General features: G+C 70.8%; 15 protein-coding genes. 3 read left to right on the top strand and 12 right to left on the bottom strand.

From position 1 onward, the window contains the following. Positions 1-3 precede the first annotated feature (3 nt). From C7444_RS08320 to C7444_RS20775, 9 genes are all read right to left on the bottom strand, one after another. Entirely contained in the window at positions 4-1620 is a 1617-nt protein-coding gene (locus tag C7444_RS08320) for an FGGY-family carbohydrate kinase (protein ID WP_110400388.1), read from the bottom strand. A gap of 5 nt (positions 1621-1625) precedes the next feature. Beyond that, entirely contained in the window at positions 1626-2777 is a 1152-nt protein-coding gene (locus C7444_RS08325) for an ABC transporter ATP-binding protein (RefSeq protein ID WP_110400389.1), read from the bottom strand. 24 nt (positions 2778-2801) lie between these two features. Next, positions 2802-3887, bottom strand: coding sequence for an ABC transporter ATP-binding protein (locus C7444_RS08330; protein ID WP_110400512.1), 1086 nt, complete (start codon positions 3885-3887; stop codon positions 2802-2804). A 26-nt stretch (positions 3888-3913) separates the two neighbouring features. After that, complete coding sequence (locus C7444_RS08335) at positions 3914-4768, bottom strand: carbohydrate ABC transporter permease (RefSeq protein WP_110400390.1); 855 nt, start codon at positions 4766-4768, stop codon at positions 3914-3916. 33 nt (positions 4769-4801) lie between these two features. After that, the gene (locus C7444_RS08340) at positions 4802-5728 is read right to left on the bottom strand and encodes a carbohydrate ABC transporter permease (protein ID WP_211317504.1); all 927 of its coding nucleotides are present in this window, start codon (positions 5726-5728) and stop codon (positions 4802-4804) included. 163 nt (positions 5729-5891) lie between these two features. Then, on the bottom strand, positions 5892-7331 hold the full coding sequence (locus C7444_RS08345; protein WP_110400392.1) for an extracellular solute-binding protein: 1440 nt from the start codon (positions 7329-7331) through the stop codon (positions 5892-5894). A 45-nt stretch (positions 7332-7376) separates the two neighbouring features. Beyond that, the gene (locus tag C7444_RS08350; RefSeq protein ID WP_110400393.1) at positions 7377-8336 is read right to left on the bottom strand and encodes a sugar-binding transcriptional regulator; all 960 of its coding nucleotides are present in this window, start codon (positions 8334-8336) and stop codon (positions 7377-7379) included. 308 nt (positions 8337-8644) lie between these two features. Next, positions 8645-9697, bottom strand: a complete 1053-nt coding sequence (locus tag C7444_RS08355) for an AI-2E family transporter (RefSeq protein WP_375136919.1) — start codon at positions 9695-9697, stop codon at positions 8645-8647. Between the two features lie 207 nt (positions 9698-9904). Next, a complete protein-coding gene (locus C7444_RS20775) occupies positions 9905-10582 on the bottom strand; it encodes an HU family DNA-binding protein (protein ID WP_211317505.1) in 678 nt (225 codons plus the stop codon). A 189-nt stretch (positions 10583-10771) separates the two neighbouring features. On the opposite strand from C7444_RS20775, the gene C7444_RS08365 reads away from it, so the two are divergent. From C7444_RS08365 to C7444_RS08375, 3 genes are read left to right on the top strand one after another with little or no spacing between them, the layout of a single operon-like run. Further along, positions 10772-11884 carry an efflux RND transporter periplasmic adaptor subunit gene (locus C7444_RS08365; protein WP_146219363.1) on the top strand — a complete coding sequence of 371 codons (1113 nt, stop codon included), beginning with the start codon at positions 10772-10774 and terminating at the stop codon, positions 11882-11884. Between the two features lie 5 nt (positions 11885-11889). After that, the gene (locus C7444_RS08370) at positions 11890-13149 is read left to right on the top strand and encodes an ABC transporter permease (protein WP_211317506.1); all 1260 of its coding nucleotides are present in this window, start codon (positions 11890-11892) and stop codon (positions 13147-13149) included. Continuing rightward, positions 13146-13883 (top strand): ABC transporter ATP-binding protein, encoded by a 738-nt coding sequence (locus C7444_RS08375; RefSeq protein WP_245909463.1) that lies wholly within the window; start codon positions 13146-13148, stop codon positions 13881-13883. Before C7444_RS08370 ends, C7444_RS08375 begins: the two co-directional genes overlap by 4 nt. A gap of 9 nt (positions 13884-13892) precedes the next feature. Here C7444_RS08375 and C7444_RS08380 read toward each other — a convergent pair whose 3' ends face one another. The 3 genes from C7444_RS08380 to C7444_RS08390 form a co-directional block, all read right to left on the bottom strand. Next, positions 13893-14339 carry a hypothetical protein gene (locus tag C7444_RS08380; RefSeq protein ID WP_110400397.1) on the bottom strand — a complete coding sequence of 149 codons (447 nt, stop codon included), beginning with the start codon at positions 14337-14339 and terminating at the stop codon, positions 13893-13895. Positions 14340-14405: 66 nt separating this feature from the next. Continuing rightward, a complete protein-coding gene (locus C7444_RS08385) occupies positions 14406-14897 on the bottom strand; it encodes a bacteriohemerythrin (RefSeq protein WP_170130678.1) in 492 nt (163 codons plus the stop codon). A gap of 67 nt (positions 14898-14964) precedes the next feature. Beyond that, positions 14965-15873, bottom strand: coding sequence for a LysR family transcriptional regulator (locus tag C7444_RS08390; protein ID WP_110400399.1), 909 nt, complete (start codon positions 15871-15873; stop codon positions 14965-14967). Positions 15874-15940: the final 67 nt, after the last annotated feature.

Raw genomic sequence — 15940 nt, forward strand, 5'->3', positions numbered from 1 at the left:
GGGTCATCCCTGGTCGTGGTTGGGGTGGGGAGAAGTGGCGGCGGTCCGCTGCGCGCTGCGCAGCCGGGCCAGGTCCTGCCACGGCGCGCGCGAGCGCTCGGCCAGCGCGCGGTAGACGGGGAAGAGCTGGTCGTAGAGGGCGGTCTGCTGCGCGTCGGGCCGGGTGAGCCGCTCGTCGAGGCAGGCGTCGACCCAGGTGGGCAGCGCCTCGCGCACGTCGTGGTGCACGCCCAGCGCGATCGCGGCGCACATCGCGGCCGCTGCCGCGCCACATTCCTCGCGGTGCGACACCCGCACCGGCACCCCCGTCACCGAGGCCAGCAGCTGGCGCAGCGCCGGGCTGCGTGCCGCGCCCCCCGACAGGCGGATCTCCTCGGGCATCGGGCCCAGCGCGGCATAACAGTCGCGCGCGGCCAGCGTGATGCCCTCGAACACCGCGCGCGCCAGCCCGGGCAGGCCCAGCCGGGTGCTGAAGCCGCTGAGCTGGGCGCGGGCGCAGGGGTCGACGAACGGGCCGCGCTCGCCGTTGTCGGCGATGTAGGGGTGGTAGAGGGCCTGTGCCGGTGCGGTCTCCAGCACCAGGTCGTTGAGCCGGGCCAGCAGCGCCGCCTTGGACGGCGAGGCCGCCCCGGCCAGCATGGCGGCCTCGCCCAGCAGGCCGATCAGCCAGTCGATGTTGAGCGTGGCGGCCATGTGCGACATCAGCCGGGCACGCACGTCGGGCAGCGGCATCATCATCGTGTAGCCCGCCTCGGCGCTGGGCCGGATCGCCTCCAGCCCCTCGGCCACCCAGCCGTGCATGCCGGTGCTGCCGAGGATGGAGCAGCCCACGCGCCGCAGGCCCCGGGCGTCGAAGGCCACGCCACCGCCGCCGAGCAGCGTGGCGGGCACGTCCATCACCGGCAGCACCACCGGCGTGCCGGCCCGCAGGCCGGTCTGCGCCGCGGCCGCCGCGCTCAGCGGGCTGGCGGGTCCGATGCCGTCCTGCATCGGGGGCAGCAGGTGGCGCCAGGCCGCCAGGCCCAGCAGCTCCAGCACCTCGGGGTCGTAGCTGCCGCTGCGGTGGTCGCCGAAGGTGAACACCCCTTCGGCGCGACAGGTGGCCCGCTGGCCGGTGGCCTTGAAGTGGAGCCAGTCCTTGCAGTGCATCGCGGTGGTCGCGCGGGCCAGGCGCTGCGGCTGATGCGCCTGCAGCCACAGCAGGTGGCCGCTCTGCATCGACGGGTTCAGCGCGGTGCCGGTGCGGGCGGCGATGGCCGCGCCGGCCGGGCTGGCGCGCAGGGCCTGGACCTGCGGGGCGCTGCGGCCGTCGAGCCACAGCATGGCCGGACCCACGGGCCGGCCGTCCGCGTCGATCAGCCAGGTGCCGTCGCCCTGGGCGGTGGCAGCCAGGGCCAGCGTGCGCGCGGCCAGCTGCGGCACCTGCCCGGCCAGGGCCCGCAGCGTCGCGGCGGTGTCGTCCCAGGTGCCGTCCAGGTCCTGCTCGGCCGCACCGTCGGGGCCGTGCAGCACGCGGTTGGGTGTGCTGGCCACCGCGATCTGCCGCCCGCCCAGGTCGAAGGCCACGGCCTTGATGACCGAGGTTCCGGCGTCGATGCCGATGAGGAGGTCGGGTGCCATGGCGTTCAGCGCAGGTCGGTGCCGTGCACCAGCGCCAGCTCGCTGTCGCTGTCGAACAGGTGCAGCGCCTGCAGCGGCAGGCCCAGCGTCACCGGCTGGTCGGCATCGACGTCGACCGCGCCGTCGGTGACCACCAGCAGCGTGTGGCCGCCCAGGTCGATGCCCACATGGCTCTGGTCGCCCTGCCACTGGTTGAAGGCGAGCGTGCCGCGGGCCGCCTGCGTGCCCGCCGGACTGTGGCCCAGCACCACCTTGTGCGGCCGCACGCCCAGGTGCACCTTCTGGCCCTCGTGCAGCGCGGCGGCCGGGTGGATCCGGTCGAGCGCACCGAAGCTCACGCGCAGCGCCTCGCCGGAGCCGGCCTGCGCGGCGACCACCGCGCACAGCTGGCCGTCGCGCAGCGACAGCCGCGCGGGCATCAGGTTCATCGCCGGCTCGCCGATGAAGCCGGCCACGAACAGGTTGGCCGGCCGCTCCTTCAGGTCGGCGGGCGAGGCGAACTGCTGCAGCACACCGTTGCTCATCACCGCGATGCGGTCGCTCAGCGCCACCGCCTCGGTCTGGTCGTGGGTGACGAAGACCGAGGTCATCCGGTGCTCGATCAGGTACTCCTTGATGCGCCCGCGCAGCACCGCGCGCAGCTGCGGCTCGAGCTGCGACATCGGCTCGTCGAGCAGGTAGAGATCGGCGTCGCGCACCAGCGCGCGCGCCAGGCTGACCCGCTGCTGCTGGCCGCCCGACAGCGTCGGCGGGTAGGCCTGCAGGATGTCGGTGATCTCGAGCAGCTCGGCCACGTGGCGCACCCGCCGCGTCACCTCGGCGCGTGGCACCTTGTTGCGCAGCAGGCTGAAGGCGATGTTGTCCGACACCGTCAGCGGCGGGTAGAGCGCATAACCCTCGAAGGCCATCGCCACGTTGCGCTCGGCCGGCTTGAGCTGGTTGATGACCCGGTCGCCGATGCGGATCGCCCCTTCGCTGACCGACTCGAAGCCGGCGATCATGCGCAGCGTGCTGGTCTTGCCGCAGCCCGACGAGCCGAGCAGGGAGATGATCTCGCCATCGTGGATGGCCATGTTGACGGACTTGACCGCACGGTTGCCGGTCTTGCCTTTGTCCCCGTAGATCTTGCTGACCTGTTCGAGGGTGACGGATGCCATGGTCGGCTCCTGGTGCTGAAGGGTTTACAGGCGCGCGCCGGTGGCGCGGTCGAAGAACATCGTGCGGCCGGCGCTCAGGTGCGCGAAGCCGGGGATGCGTTCGCGGGTGCCGGCCAGCTCGGTGTCCTCGGGCCGGCTGGCCAGGATCTCCGTGCCGCTGCCGGCCTTGAGCAGCGTGATGGTGCGCACGTTGAAGGGCATGACCGCCTCCAGCGCCACCGGCATCGCGCCGGGGGCCGCCTGGGTGCTGAACACCACGTCCTCCGGGCGCACGCCCAGCACGCAGGGCTGGCCCTCGAGGTCGGGGCGGGCATCGGGCAGCACCAGCGTCTGGCCGCCGATGTCCACCGTCTGGCCGGCGCCGCCGGCGCGTGGCGTGACCTCGAACAGGTTGATCGGCGGATCACCGAACAGGCGGGCCACCTCCCGGGTGCGCGGGTTGCGGTAGATGCCCGAGGGCGAGTCGATCTGCTGGAAGCGGCCGTTCACCAGCACGCCGATGCGGTCGCCCAGCGCCAGCGCCTCGCGGTAGTCCTGCGTCACGTAGAGCACCGTGGAGCCGAAGGCCTTGAACAGCTTCGGGAACTCCAGCCGCATCTCGAAGCGGATCTTGGCGTCGACGTTGCGCAGCGGGTCGTCCAGCAGGATCACCGGCGGCTTGTGCACCAGGCTGCGGCCCAGCGAGGTGCGCTGCTTCTGGCCGTTGCTGAGCTGCTTGGGCAGGTGGCTCAGCACATGATCGATGCGCAGCAGCCGCGCCACCTCCTGCACCCGGTTGACGATCTCGGCCTCGCCCATCCGGCGCGCGCGCAGCGGGCTGGCGATGTTCTCGAACGCCGTCATGTGCGGGTAGAGCGCGAAGTTCTGGAAGGCCATCGCCACGCCGCGGGCCTCGGGGCCCACGTCGCCGAGGTCCTGGCCGCCCAGCGAGATGCTGCCGGCGTCGGGCTCCATCACGCCGGCGATGTGGCGCAGCAGCGTGGTCTTGCCCGAGCCCGAGCCGCCGAACACCACCAGGCATTCGCCCTTGCGCACCTCGAGGTCCAGGCCGTCGAGCACCTGCTTCTTGCCGAAGGCCTTGCTCAGGCCGGAGAGTTTCAGATAGGACATGGGGTCGTTCTCCAGGGGGCTCACGGTCAGCCCTTGACGGCGCCGAGGCTCAGGCCTTCGACGAGGTAGCGCTGCGCGAACATCGCGATCGTGGCGGTGGGGATGACGCTGAGCATCAGCGCGGCGGCGATCTGGCCGTACTGGATGCCCGAGGCGGTGATGAAGGCCATCGCGCCCACCGTCACCGGCTGCACCGACGACGAGCCCAGGATCAGCGCGAAGACGAAGTTGTTCCACGCGAAGATGAAGCTCAGCAGCCCGGCTGCCGCGATGCCGGGGCCGGCCAGCGGAATGGCGATCTTGATGAAGCTGCTGAACCAGCTGTGGCCGTCGAGCCGGTAGGCGTGCTCGATGTCTGGGCTGATGTCCTCGAAGTAGCCCCGCACGATCCACAGGATCAGCGGCAGCGTGATCAGCTGGTAGACCCAGATCAGGCCGATGTAGGTGTCATACAGACCGATCTCCTGGAAGTACAGCTGCAGCGGCAGCAGCACCAGGATGGGCGGCGCGAAGCGGAAGCTCAGCAGCGTGAAGGCGATGTCCTCGCCCAGCTTGAACTTGAAGCGCGCGAAGGCGTAGGCCGCCGGCACGCCCAGGATCAGCGACAGCAGCACCGAGGCGCTCGACAGCAGCAGGCTGTTGCCGAGGTTCTTGATGTAGTCGCTGGTGAGCGTGCCCACGTCGGTCTTGAGCTCGCCGCGGATCAGCGAGCTGTAGTTGTCCAGCGTGGCATCGAAGGCCAGGCTGGGCGTGGAGCGCAGGATGTCCTGGTTCGTCATGAAGCTCATCAGGAGCACCCAGACGAAGGGGAAAAGGAAGAAGAGGCCGACGACGGTGAGTGCGGACACTCGACCGATGCGCAGCAGGGTGGCGGTGTTCATGCGATGGGTCCTGTGGAGCGGTGTCGGGCGCGGTCAGGCCTGACCGCGCGCACGCTGGCGCAGCTTCAGCCAGTGCTTGATGAACGCGGTGGAGAGCGCGTAGGTGATGGCCCACAGGATCAGCACCAGCGCGGCGGACTTGCCGATGTTGCTGAAGCTGAAGGCCTCCAGGTAGGCCTGCACCTGGAACACGGTGAGCGAGTCGCCCGGGCCGCCCTGGGTCATCGAGTAGATGATGTCGAACTGCTGGATCGAGTCGAGCATGCGGAACATGCCCGCCGTCAGGATGTAGGGCGCCAGCATCGGCAGCGTGATGCGGAAGAACACGAAGCTGGCGGGCACGCCGTCGAGCTCGGCCGCCTCGAAGGGCTGGCGGGGCAGGGCGCGCAGGCCGGCCAGCAGCAGCACGATGATGAAGGGCGTGTAGACCCAGGTGTCCACCAGCACCACGGTGAACATCGCGCTCTCGGGGCGGGAGGACCAGCCGAAGTCCGGGATGCCGACCAGGCCCAGCAGCCAGTTCAGCACGCCGAAGCCGGGGTTGGTCATCAGCTTCCACATCAGGCTGGCGATGGCCGGGGCGACCATCAGCGGCAGGATCAGCAGCACGCTCATCACGTTGTTGAAGCGGCTGCGCTGCTGCAGCAGCAGCGCGATGCCCAGGCCCAGCAGCAGCTGGATGCCCACGGTGGCCACGGTGTAGGTGAGCGAGGCGCGCACCGTGTTCCAGAACGCCTCATCGGTGAACAGGCTGATGTAGTTGTCGAACCAGACGTAGGCCCGCTGGTCCGGGAAGGACAGGTTGTAGCGCTGGAACGAGTAGCCGACCGCGGTGAAGAAGGGGATGAGGATGCCGATGCACACCAGCAGCGCGGGCAGGCTCAGCAGATAGGGCAGCACCGACTGCAGGCGCAGCGCACGGCGCGGCTTCGGGCTGGTGGAGAGGGGCAATGTGGACACGGTGGGGCCTCCCTTGCGGGCGCAGTGGAGCGCGCCCGGCCCGGGCGGGCGAGGCGGAGCTCGGACAGAGGAGAAGGACGCCAGCCGGCGCCGGAACCGGGTCGGCTGGCAAGGGAGAGGCTGCGGCCGCGATCGGCCGCAGCAGGCCCCCTGGTCAGCGTGCTCAGGCCAAGCCGACGTCCTTGAGCTTGCGGGTCAGCGTCTGGGCCAGCTTGTCCAGGCCTTCGTCGACAGGGATCTGGCCGCCGTACATCTGCTGCAGCATCGCCGCCCACTCGGTGGTGAACTCGGGGAAGAGCTGCTGCGGCGTGAAGTGGATCTTCGAGTTGGCGATCGAGTCCTGGTACTGCTTCAGGTAGCCCGGGTAGGTCTTCTCCAGGCGCTGCTGGAACTCGGGGTTGGCCCAGACCGACTTGCGGATCGGGTTGACCAGGTCACCCTTGGTGGCGCCGAAGGTGGTGTTGTCGGTGCCGGTGGCCCACTGCATGAAGAACCAGGCGGCTTCCTTCTGCTTGGAGAACTCGCTCATCGCCAGCGACCAGATCCAGATGTTGGGCGTCGGTGCCTTGGCCTCGGGGTTGGGCGTGAAGCCGCTGAAGGCCAGGTTGCCGGCTTCCTTGTTGGAGCCGCCGTTCATGAAGTAGCCCAGGATGTCGGCGTCGTAGATCATGGCCGACTGGCCGGCGCCCAGGTCGTTGCCGACCTCGTACCAGGTGTAGTTGGTCCAGTTCTTCGGGCCGCCGTTCTTCAGCATGTCGATCCACAGCTTGTGGAAGGCCTTGCTGCCGGCCGAGTTCATCGCCGGCACCAGCTTGCCGCCGTTGTTGCTGAAGTCCTTGCAGCCGTAGTTGGTGTAGCCCGACAGGAAGCCCGCGTGGATGGTGGCCCACGAGCGCGAGCCGCGCACGCCCACGCCGTACATCTTGCCGCCCTTGCTGATGGCCTTGGCCTTGTCGACCAGGTCGGGCAGGCTGGTGGGCGCCTTCATGCCCATGCCGTCGAGCACCTTCTTGTTGTAGGTCAGCGAGTTGAGCTCGAAGCCCCAGGGCAGCGCCCACTGCTTGGAGCCGGCCGCACCCAGCTGCGAGCCGGCCTTGCCGTCCCAGGCGGTCGAGGTGCGCAGGCCTTCGTAGATGTCGTCCCACTGGAAGGCGTCGGACGTCAGCTTCGGATCCTTCAGGAACACGTTCAGGTCGACGATCTGGCGCGCAGGGCCGTACTTCCAGGTCTGGTAGGCGCCGGTCATGAAGGCGTCGTACTGGCTGCTCTTGCTGGCCAGCGCGGCGGTGACCTTGTCGAAGTAGACGTCCTCCGGAAAGATGTCGTAGGTGACGTTCAGGCCGGTCAGGGCCTTGAAGTTGTCGAGGTTCTTCAGCATCGCATCCACGTAGGGATGCTTGTTGAGCAGCAGCTTGATGGTGCGGCCCTTGTGCTTCTGGAAGTCCACGCCGCCGGCGGCCAGCGCGTCGGTGGCCACGCCGTTGAGGGCCAGGCTCGCCGCGGTGGCGCTGAAGCCCATCACGGTGGCACGGGACAGGAACTCGCGACGACCCAGCCGGTTCTCGTGGCAGGACCGGGCCAGTGCCTTCAATGCTTCGGACATGTCTTTGTCTCCTCGTTGTACTGTCAAAGCGAAACGCTGATCCGTTCAGCGCGACGCGGCTTGCGGGTGAAGCACCTGACGGGCAGTGGCCTCATCCACGATCAGAGCGGTGATCACACCGCTACGCAGCACGGCGCGGATCGCGTCGGCCTTGTACTTTCCGCCTGCCACCGCGAGCACGTCGCGTCCGCGCAGGTCATCGAGCGAGGCGCCGACGGCACGCTCGTTCATCTCGCTGTCCACCAGCCCGCCCTCGGCGGTCATGAAACGCCCGGCCAGCTCGCCCACGGCACCGGCGCGAGTCAGGCGCTGGCGCTCCTCCAGCGTCACCGAGTGGCTGCGCTGCAGGTGGGTCCTGGGGCCGAGTTCGCCCACGCCCACCACGCACAGCTGGCACTCGCGGATCATCTCGAAGACATGCTGCACGCCGCTCTGCGCGCGCAGCACCTGGGCGTCGGCGCCGCTGTCGGCGATGAAGGGCACGGGCAGGAAGAAGCACTCGCCGCCGGTGCGTTCGGCCAGCCGGGCGATCACGTCGTAGGGGTTGGCGGCCGAGCTGCGCGTCAGGCTGCCCAGCAGCGACACGAAACGGGTGTCGGGCAGGTTCATCCGCGGCATGCGGTCGACCATCGCCGCCAGCGTGCGGCCGTGGCCGATGCCGACCGACTTCAGCGTGCCGCTCTCCAGCTCGCGGCAGAGGTAGCGGGCACCGGCCACGGCCAGCGCGGCGATCTCGTCGCCCGGGGCCTCGTCGTCATGCGTCGTGGGCACGACCACGCAGCGCTTCAGGCCGAAGGCCTTCATCAGCTCGTCTTCCAGCGCCATGCAGTCCGCCGGCACGCCCTCGACCCAGAACTTCACCATGCCGCTCTGCATCGCCGAGGCGATCAGGCGCTGGGCCTTGATGCGCGAGACGCCCAGGCGCTCGGCGATCTGCTCCTGGGTGTAGCCGCCCACGTAGGCCAGCCAGGCGGCGCGGATCGACAGGCTCTGTTCGTTGTCCATGGTGCGGGTGTCTTTTGAACAATTGATCGTTGTTTGAACTTGTGTTCATTCTGGGCAGAGCCCGGCCCCGGGTCAAGGATTCGGCACACGGGGTTTTCCCGCCCGCGCGACGCCATGCGCCGCGCCCGCCGGAGCTGCCGTGCGTGCAGCGGTGCAAGGGGATCCACGACATGGGAGGTGCCACGGCCGGTCCGGCGGGCGGTGCAGCGGACCCGGCGCGTGGCAGGGTGGTGCGGGAGCGGCGGGTCGGGAGCGGTGGGGCCGCGGGGCGGACCGTGGCGAGGCGGGCGTTCCGCCTCGCGGGGGGCTCAGCGCGACGCGGTGTCGTCGCCGGACTGGCCGGTCACGAACAGGTCCCAGGCGGCGATGAACAGCGCGGCGATCAGCGGGCCGATGACGAAGCCGTTGATGCCGAAGGCGGACAGCCCGCCCAGCGTGGAGATCAGCACCACGTAGTCGGGCAGCTGGGTGTCCTTGCCCACCAGGATCGGGCGCAGCAGGTTGTCGACCAGGCCGATGACCAGCACGCCGAAGGCGATCAGCACCAGGCCCTTGACCAGCGCGCCGGTGGCCAGGAAATAGATCGCCACCGGCACCCAGATCAGTCCGGCCCCGACGGCCGGCACCAGCGACATGAAGCCCATCAGCACCGACCACAGCAGTGCACCCTGCACGCCGAGGATCCAGAAGATCAGCCCGCCGAGCAGGCCCTGCGTGGCCGCCACCGCGATGTTGCCCTTGACGGTGGCGCGGATGACGGTGATGAACTTGCTGAACAGCAGGCGCTTGTGGTCGCGGCTCAGCGGCACCGCGTTGCGCACGCTGGCGGTCAGCGAGGCGCCGTCACGCAGGAAGAAGAACAGCAGGTAGAGCGTCAGGCCGCCGTGCAGCAGCAGCTCGAAGGTGTTCTGCCCCAGGGCCAGCGCCTGTCCGGCGATGGCCTGCCCGCCCTTGGCGATGGCCGCCGAGATCTTCTGGCGCAGCGCGGCCAGGTCGCCCAGGCCGAAGCGGTCGAGCTGGTCGGTGGCCCACTGCGGCAGCACGCCGACCATGCGGTCGAACAGGCCCGGCAGGTCGATCTCGCCGCTGCTGATGCGGTGGTAGGTGGCCACGCCTTCGTGCACCAGCGAGACGCCCACCAGCGACAGCGGCAGCACCACGCCGACCAGGCCCAGCAGCAGCGTGAGCACGGCCGCGAGGTTGGGGCGTCCGTGCAGCGCGCCCAGCAGGCGCCGGTGCAGCGGCATGAACATCACCGCGAGCACCGCGGCCCAGAACACCACGCTGAAGAAGGGCCACAGCACCCAGCCGAAGGCCGCGGTGACGCTCACCAGCAGCAGGATCAGGGTCTTCTGCTGCAACGCACGTGTATCCATCAGGTGTCGAGCCCCATGTGCCGGGCACCGGGGAGTCGGTGCCGGGTGTGGCGGCATTCTCGCCCAGCGGCTGCCGGAGCGTGCGGGGCGGCGCGGCGCTCGGTGCGCCGCCCTGCGGAAGGCGGACATCGCTCGATGCCGGTCTTCCCTGCATCGACGGGGGAGGCCGATGCACGAGGGGTCAGCCCTGGATCAGAGCGTGTCCTTGTAGCCCGGCGTGGGCTTGAAGCGCACGGTCTTGGAGGCCTTGACCTTCACCGACTCGCCGGTCTGCGGGTTGCGGCCGGTGCGGGCGGCGCGCTTGGCGACCTTGAAGGTGCCGAAGCCGGACACGGACACCGTGCCGGTCTTCTTCAGCGACTTCTTGATCGCGTCGAACACGAACTCCAGCACGTCGGCCGAGCGGGTCTTGGGCAGGTCGAATTCGGCGGCGATCAGCTCGACGAAGACCGCCTTGGTCAGCGGCGGCTTGGCCGCGGCCTTCTTGGCGGCCGGAGCCGGTGCGGCTGCAGGCTTGGCGGCCGGCTTGGCCGTTGCCGTCTTGCTCGCGACCTTGGCGGCGGCCTTCACCGGAGCGGCTGCCTTCACGGGAGCGGCGGCCTTCACCGGGGCGGCGGCCTTCACCGGGGCGGCGACCTTCGCGGCCGGCTTGGCGGCGGTCTTGGCGACCGGCTTGGCGACGACCGGAGCCGGAGCAGGGGCCGGAGCCGGTGCAGCCACGGCCTTGGTCGCGGGTTTTGCAGCGGGCTTGGCCGCTGCCGTCTTCGGGGCCGTCGTCTTGGCCGCAGCCTTCACGGGTGCCTTGGCCGGGGCTTTTGCAGGCACCTTGACGGGGAGGGGAGCGGTTTTAGAGGCGGTCTTGGTTGCCATGTTCTTTGTCATCTGTACGGCCCACATGACGATGCCCTGGGCCGTGCTGGGCCCCGTCATGATATCGACATCGCTTCGTGGCCTCGTGCAGCGCCGGCCGGGCGGTGTCAAGCCGGCTTGATCCAGGGCTGACGCGGGAGTCGACTCGGTGCGATAGTACGAGCGACGACAACAGGACGGAGGGGCTCGGTGCGGCGCACAACTGCAGCAGTGCTGATGGGGGCGGGGCTGCTCGCCGGCGCGGCAGCGCTGGCGTGGTGGTGGCAGCCGGTCGAGGTCACGACCGCGCTCGTGACCCGCGGGACCGCGGTGGATGCGGTGTACGCCACCGGCGTGATCGAGCCGACGGTGATGGTGCCGGTGGCCCCGCGCACCGGAGCGCGGCTGACCGCGCTCGAGGTCGACGAAGGGGCGGCGGTGCGCCAGGGCCAGGTGCTCGCGCGGCTCGAGTCCGACGACCTCCAGCAGACCGTCGACGAAATGACCGCGCGTGAACGCCTGGCGCGCCTGCAGTACGAGCGCACGCAGACGCTGGTGCGCCAGCAGTTCCTGTCGCCGGCTGAACTCGACCGCACCCGCACCGAGCTGCAGGCGGCACAGGCGGCGCTGCAGCGCTCGCGCACGCAGCGTGACTACAGCCAGCTGCTCGCCCCGGCCGACGGGCTGGTGCTGCGCCGGGATGGCGAGCGTGGCCAGTTCATCCCGGCCGGGCAGGCCGTCTACACGCTGGCCTGCTGCGCGCCGCTGCGGGTGGCCGTCGAGGTCGACGAGGAGGACATCGCCCGGGTCCGTCCCGGCCAGCCGGTGGTCATGCGCACCGAGGCCCTGCCCGATCGGCTCTTCGATGGCCAGGTCGGCGAGATCACGCCCAAGGGCGATGCGGTCTCGCGCAGCTACCGGGTGCGCATCACGCTGAAGGAGGCCCCGCCGGTGTCGGACCAGACCGTGCGCAGCGGCATGACGATGGACGCCAACATCGTGACCGGCCAGCGGGACCGGGCGCTGCTGATGCCCAGCCAGGCGCTCGGCGGGGCGGTGGTCTGGCGCCTGCACGAGGGCACGCTGCAGCGGGTGCCGGTCAAGGTCGGAGCCGCCGGCGTCGAGCGCACCGAGGTGCTCGCCGGGCTGGAGGAGGGCGACGAGGTCGTGGTCAGCCCGGCGGCCGGGCTGCGCGAAGGGCAGCGCGCCCGAGCCCGCGAGGTCGCTGTGGCCGGGTCGGCGCCCGCTGCGGCCTCCGCGTCTCCTTCAGCACCTTCTCCTGCACCCTCCGCGGCGGCGGCATCGGCCGCCTCCGGGGGCTGAGCACGATGGCCGGCCCCGCGCTGCGCATCGCCCTGGACGTCGCGCTGGCGCACCTGACCAGCCGCAAGCGCCAGACGCTGGTGTCGCTGACGGGCGTGGTGCTGGGGGTGGCCTTCTTCCTGGCGGTGTCCTCGCTGATGCGCGGCTCGGAGCTGGACTTCCTGGCCCGGCTGGTCGACAACAGCCCGCATGTCACCGTCTACGACGAATTCCGCCGCGCGCCCGACCAGCCGGCCCACCTGCGCTGGCCGGGCGCGGCCGTCGAGGTGCGCCACGTCAAGCCGCAGCGCGAGACCCGCGGCATCCGGGGCTGGTCCGAGCGCCTGGAGGCGATCGAGGCGCTGCCCGACGTGCGTGCGGCCGCGACGCTCAGCGGCTCGGCCCTGCTCGGTTTTGCCGGGCGCCAGCAGGCGGTGGCGCTCAACGGGGTCGTGCCCGCGACGCTGCGTGACGTCAGCACCATCGACGAGAAGATGGTGCAGGGCACGCTGCAGTCGCTGGAGGCCCATCCCAACGGCGTCATCATCGGCCAGGGCCTGCTCGACAAGTTCAGCCTGCACCTGGGCAGCACGCTGACGGTGCTGGCCAGCGACGGCAGCAGCCGGGCGCTGCGGGTCGTGGGGGTCTTCCGCACCGGCAACGCCAGCTACGACGAAGGCCAGGCCTTCGTGCTGCTCAAGCGGGCGCAGGCGCTGCTGGGGCGCGAGAACCGCGTCAACCGCATCATCATCCAGCTGAGCGATCCCTACGAGGCCCGCACCGTGGCGCAGACCGTCGAGGGCATGACCGGCTACAAGAGCGTGTCGTGGATCGAGGCCTCCGAGGACTTCCTCAGCCTGCTGCTGGTGCGCAACCTGATCATGTACAGCGTGGTCGCGGCCATCCTGGTGGTGGCCAGCTTCGGCATCTACAACACCATCTCGACCATCGTGATGGAGAAGACGCGTGACATCGCGATCATGAAGTCGATGGGTTTCCACGCCAGCGACGTGCGCAACATCTTCCTGCTCGAGGGCCTGCTGGTCGGGCTGATCGGCAGCGCCGGGGGCGTGCTGCTGGGCCTGGTGCTGATGCGCGGGCTGGCCGAGGTGGTGATCAAGCCGCCCGGCGTGCAGGAGGTGGTGCACCTGCCGCTGTGGTGGGGCGGCGACCAGTTCGTGCTGGCGGCGGTGTTCGCGCTGGTGTCGTGCGTGCTGGCCTCGTGGCTGCCCGCGCGCCGCGCGGCGGGCGTGATGCCGGTCGACATCCTGCGGGGGGCCGCATGAACAGCCGGTTCGAGGAGACCCGCCCGGCGGTGATGGACGCCTCGCGCATCCCGATGATCCGGGCCGAGCGCCTGGTGCGCCGCCTCGACGGCGAGGTGCCCGTCACGCTGGTGCGTGACGTCAGCCTGGAGATCCTGCGCGGCGAGTTCGTCTGCATCATGGGGCCGTCGGGTTCGGGCAAGTCCTCGCTGCTCTACCTGCTGGGCCTGCTCGACCGACCCACCGAAGGCCGGGTCTGGATCGACGGCCAGGACACCACCGGCTTCGACGAGGACGGGCTGACCGACTTCCGCCTCTCGCGGCTGGGGTATGTCTTCCAGTTCCACTTCCTGCTGGCGGAGTTCAGCGTGCTCGACAACGTGATGCTGCCGATGCGCCGGCTGGGCCGGCTGGGCGAGGACGCGGCGCGGCGCCGGGCGATGCTGCTGCTCGAGCAGTTCGACCTCGGGGCGCAGGCGCACAAGGGGCCGCACCAGATCTCGGGCGGCCAGCGCCAGCGGGTGGCGCTGGCCCGGGCGCTGGCCAACGACCCGAAGATCATCCTGGCCGACGAGCCCACCGGCAACCTCGACTCGGCCTCCAGCGCCAACGTGCGCGACCTGCTGCACGGCCTGGCCCACGAGATGGGCAAGACGGTGGTGGCCGTCACCCACGACGGCCACTTCGCCGCCCGGGCCGACCGGCGCATCGCGATCGTCGACGGCCGCATCGACCCGACCTGGACGCCGGCCTGAGGCCCGGGCTCAGCGCGGTGGCCGTTCGGCCCGCTCCGCGGCGAAGGCCTCGCGCTCGAAGCGGTTGTCGCGGTAGGGGTCGCGGCCCCGCAGCAGCGCCAGCAGGCTGGCGGCGCCATAGAGCGGGAAGAACAGTAGGCCCCAGCGTTCGTACTGGCGCACATGCACCTGCTCGTGGGGGCGCAGCCTGGCCAGCGTGCGGCGATCCGTGCCCAGGATGACATGGCCGAGCGTGATCGCCTCGAAGCGGCAGGCGCGTGGCAGGCGGGCGACCAGATGCGGCACCCGTCCGCCGCCGACCTCGAGCACGCCGTCGACCACCTGCGAGCGGCCACCCAGCAGGCGCCAGCCCAGCGCGGCGCCCAGCCCGATCAGGCTGGCCGGTGCCGCCCAGGCGTAGGCGGGCCAGCGGCGAGGGCGGATGGCGGCGGGGCGTCCGGGCAGTGGAGCAGGCATCGGGGACCGCGCGGCGTGGCAGTGACGGCGGTCGATGTTAGCGGGCGCGGCGCGGCCGCGCCGGGGTCATGCGGTGGCCGTGGCGGGCGTGGCGTGGGTCGGGGCATGGTCGCCGCAGCTGTCGCTGCCGCAGCCGTGCAGCGTGCCGGCCGGTGTCGGGCACTGCGGCTGCTCGGCCAGGTGCTCGGCCAGGCCGGCGTCGGCCATGCGGGCGTGGTGCTCGAACCAGCGCAGCAGCTCGACCAGCAGCTCGCCGACGATGTGGCGGCGCTCCGGCGTGGCCTCGACGATCGCGCGCACGTCGCGCAGCGCACCCAGCACCTGCCGGTGCTGCAGGCTGTGGCAGTTGTCGGCGGCGTAGCCCGAGCCCAGCATCCACTCGTCCTCGCGCGCGAAGTGCTCGACCGTGTGCGCGAGCATGGCGTCGTAGCGCGCCAGCAGCTCGGGCAGCTCCAGCGTCAGCGCGGCCTCGACCTGCGTCATGTGGTCGATGAACTCCCGGTGGGTCCGGTCCATCTCGGGGTGGTGCGTGGCGAGCTCGTCGGACCAGGTCGGCATGGTTGTCATCGGTGGCAGGAAAGCCGCCGAGGCTAAGGGTGAGCCGGCGTCCGCACCTTGCGGCCGGTCAAGAAAGCGTGCCGGCCTGCGGCGCGCACTGGCGGAGCAGCCAGTCGCGCAGGGCCACGAGCGCGGCGCCGGGCTGGCGCTGCTTCGGGCAGATCAGGTAGTAGGCCCGGTCGCTGGGCAGCGGCTCGGGCAGCAGCGACACCAGACGGCCGTCGGCGCACTCGGCCTCGACCATCAGGCCGGGCACGAGCGCGGCGCCCAGGCCGTGCACCGCCGCCTCGATCAGCATCGAGAACAGCTCCATGCGCGGGCCCGACCGGGCCCGGTCGGTGGGCAGGCCCAGCGCCTCGAGGCACTGCCGCCAGGCCTGCGGCCGGGTGCTGGCCTGCAGCAGCGGCAAGCCGGCCAGCGCCCGGGCGTCATGCGCCTGGCCGGCGGCCAGCAGCCGGGGGCTGACGACCGCCACCAGCGTCTCGGCCATCAGGAAGTGGGCGTCGGTGCCGGGCCAGGCCGCCGGCGTGCCGGCATGCAGCGCGGCGTCGAGCCCGCTGTCCTCGAACAGGAAGGGCCGGGTGCGTGAGCTCAGGTGCACCGTCACGCCGGGGTGCTGGCGGGTGAAGTCCGGCAGGCGCGGCACCAGCCACTGGGTCGCGAAGGTCGGCACGACCCCCAGCTCGAGCTCTCCGCCGTGTTCGCCCCGGGCCATCAGCGCCAGCGTGTCGCGCTCGACCTCGTCGAGCCGGGCCCGCACGCTGCGGCTGTAGTCGGTGCCGGCCTCGGTCAGCAGCACGCCGCGGCGGGTGCGCCGGAACAGCCGCACGCCGACGAAGTCCTCCAGCAGCGCGATCTGGCGGCACACCGCGCTCTGCGTGACCGACAGCTCCTGGGCGGCGAGCGAGAAGCTCTGGTGGCGGGCGGCGGCCTCGAAGGCCGCCAGGGCGGTGGTGGACGGAATGCGGCGGGCCATGGGTTTTGTCGGACAACGTGTTCGGAGTTCGATTAACGCACACCATCGTGCTTCGAAGTCGTTTGAT

Origin of the sequence: Sphaerotilus hippei, assembly GCF_003201595.1 — a bacterium.
Taxonomy (GTDB): Bacteria; Pseudomonadota; Gammaproteobacteria; order Burkholderiales; family Burkholderiaceae_C; genus Sphaerotilus; species Sphaerotilus hippei.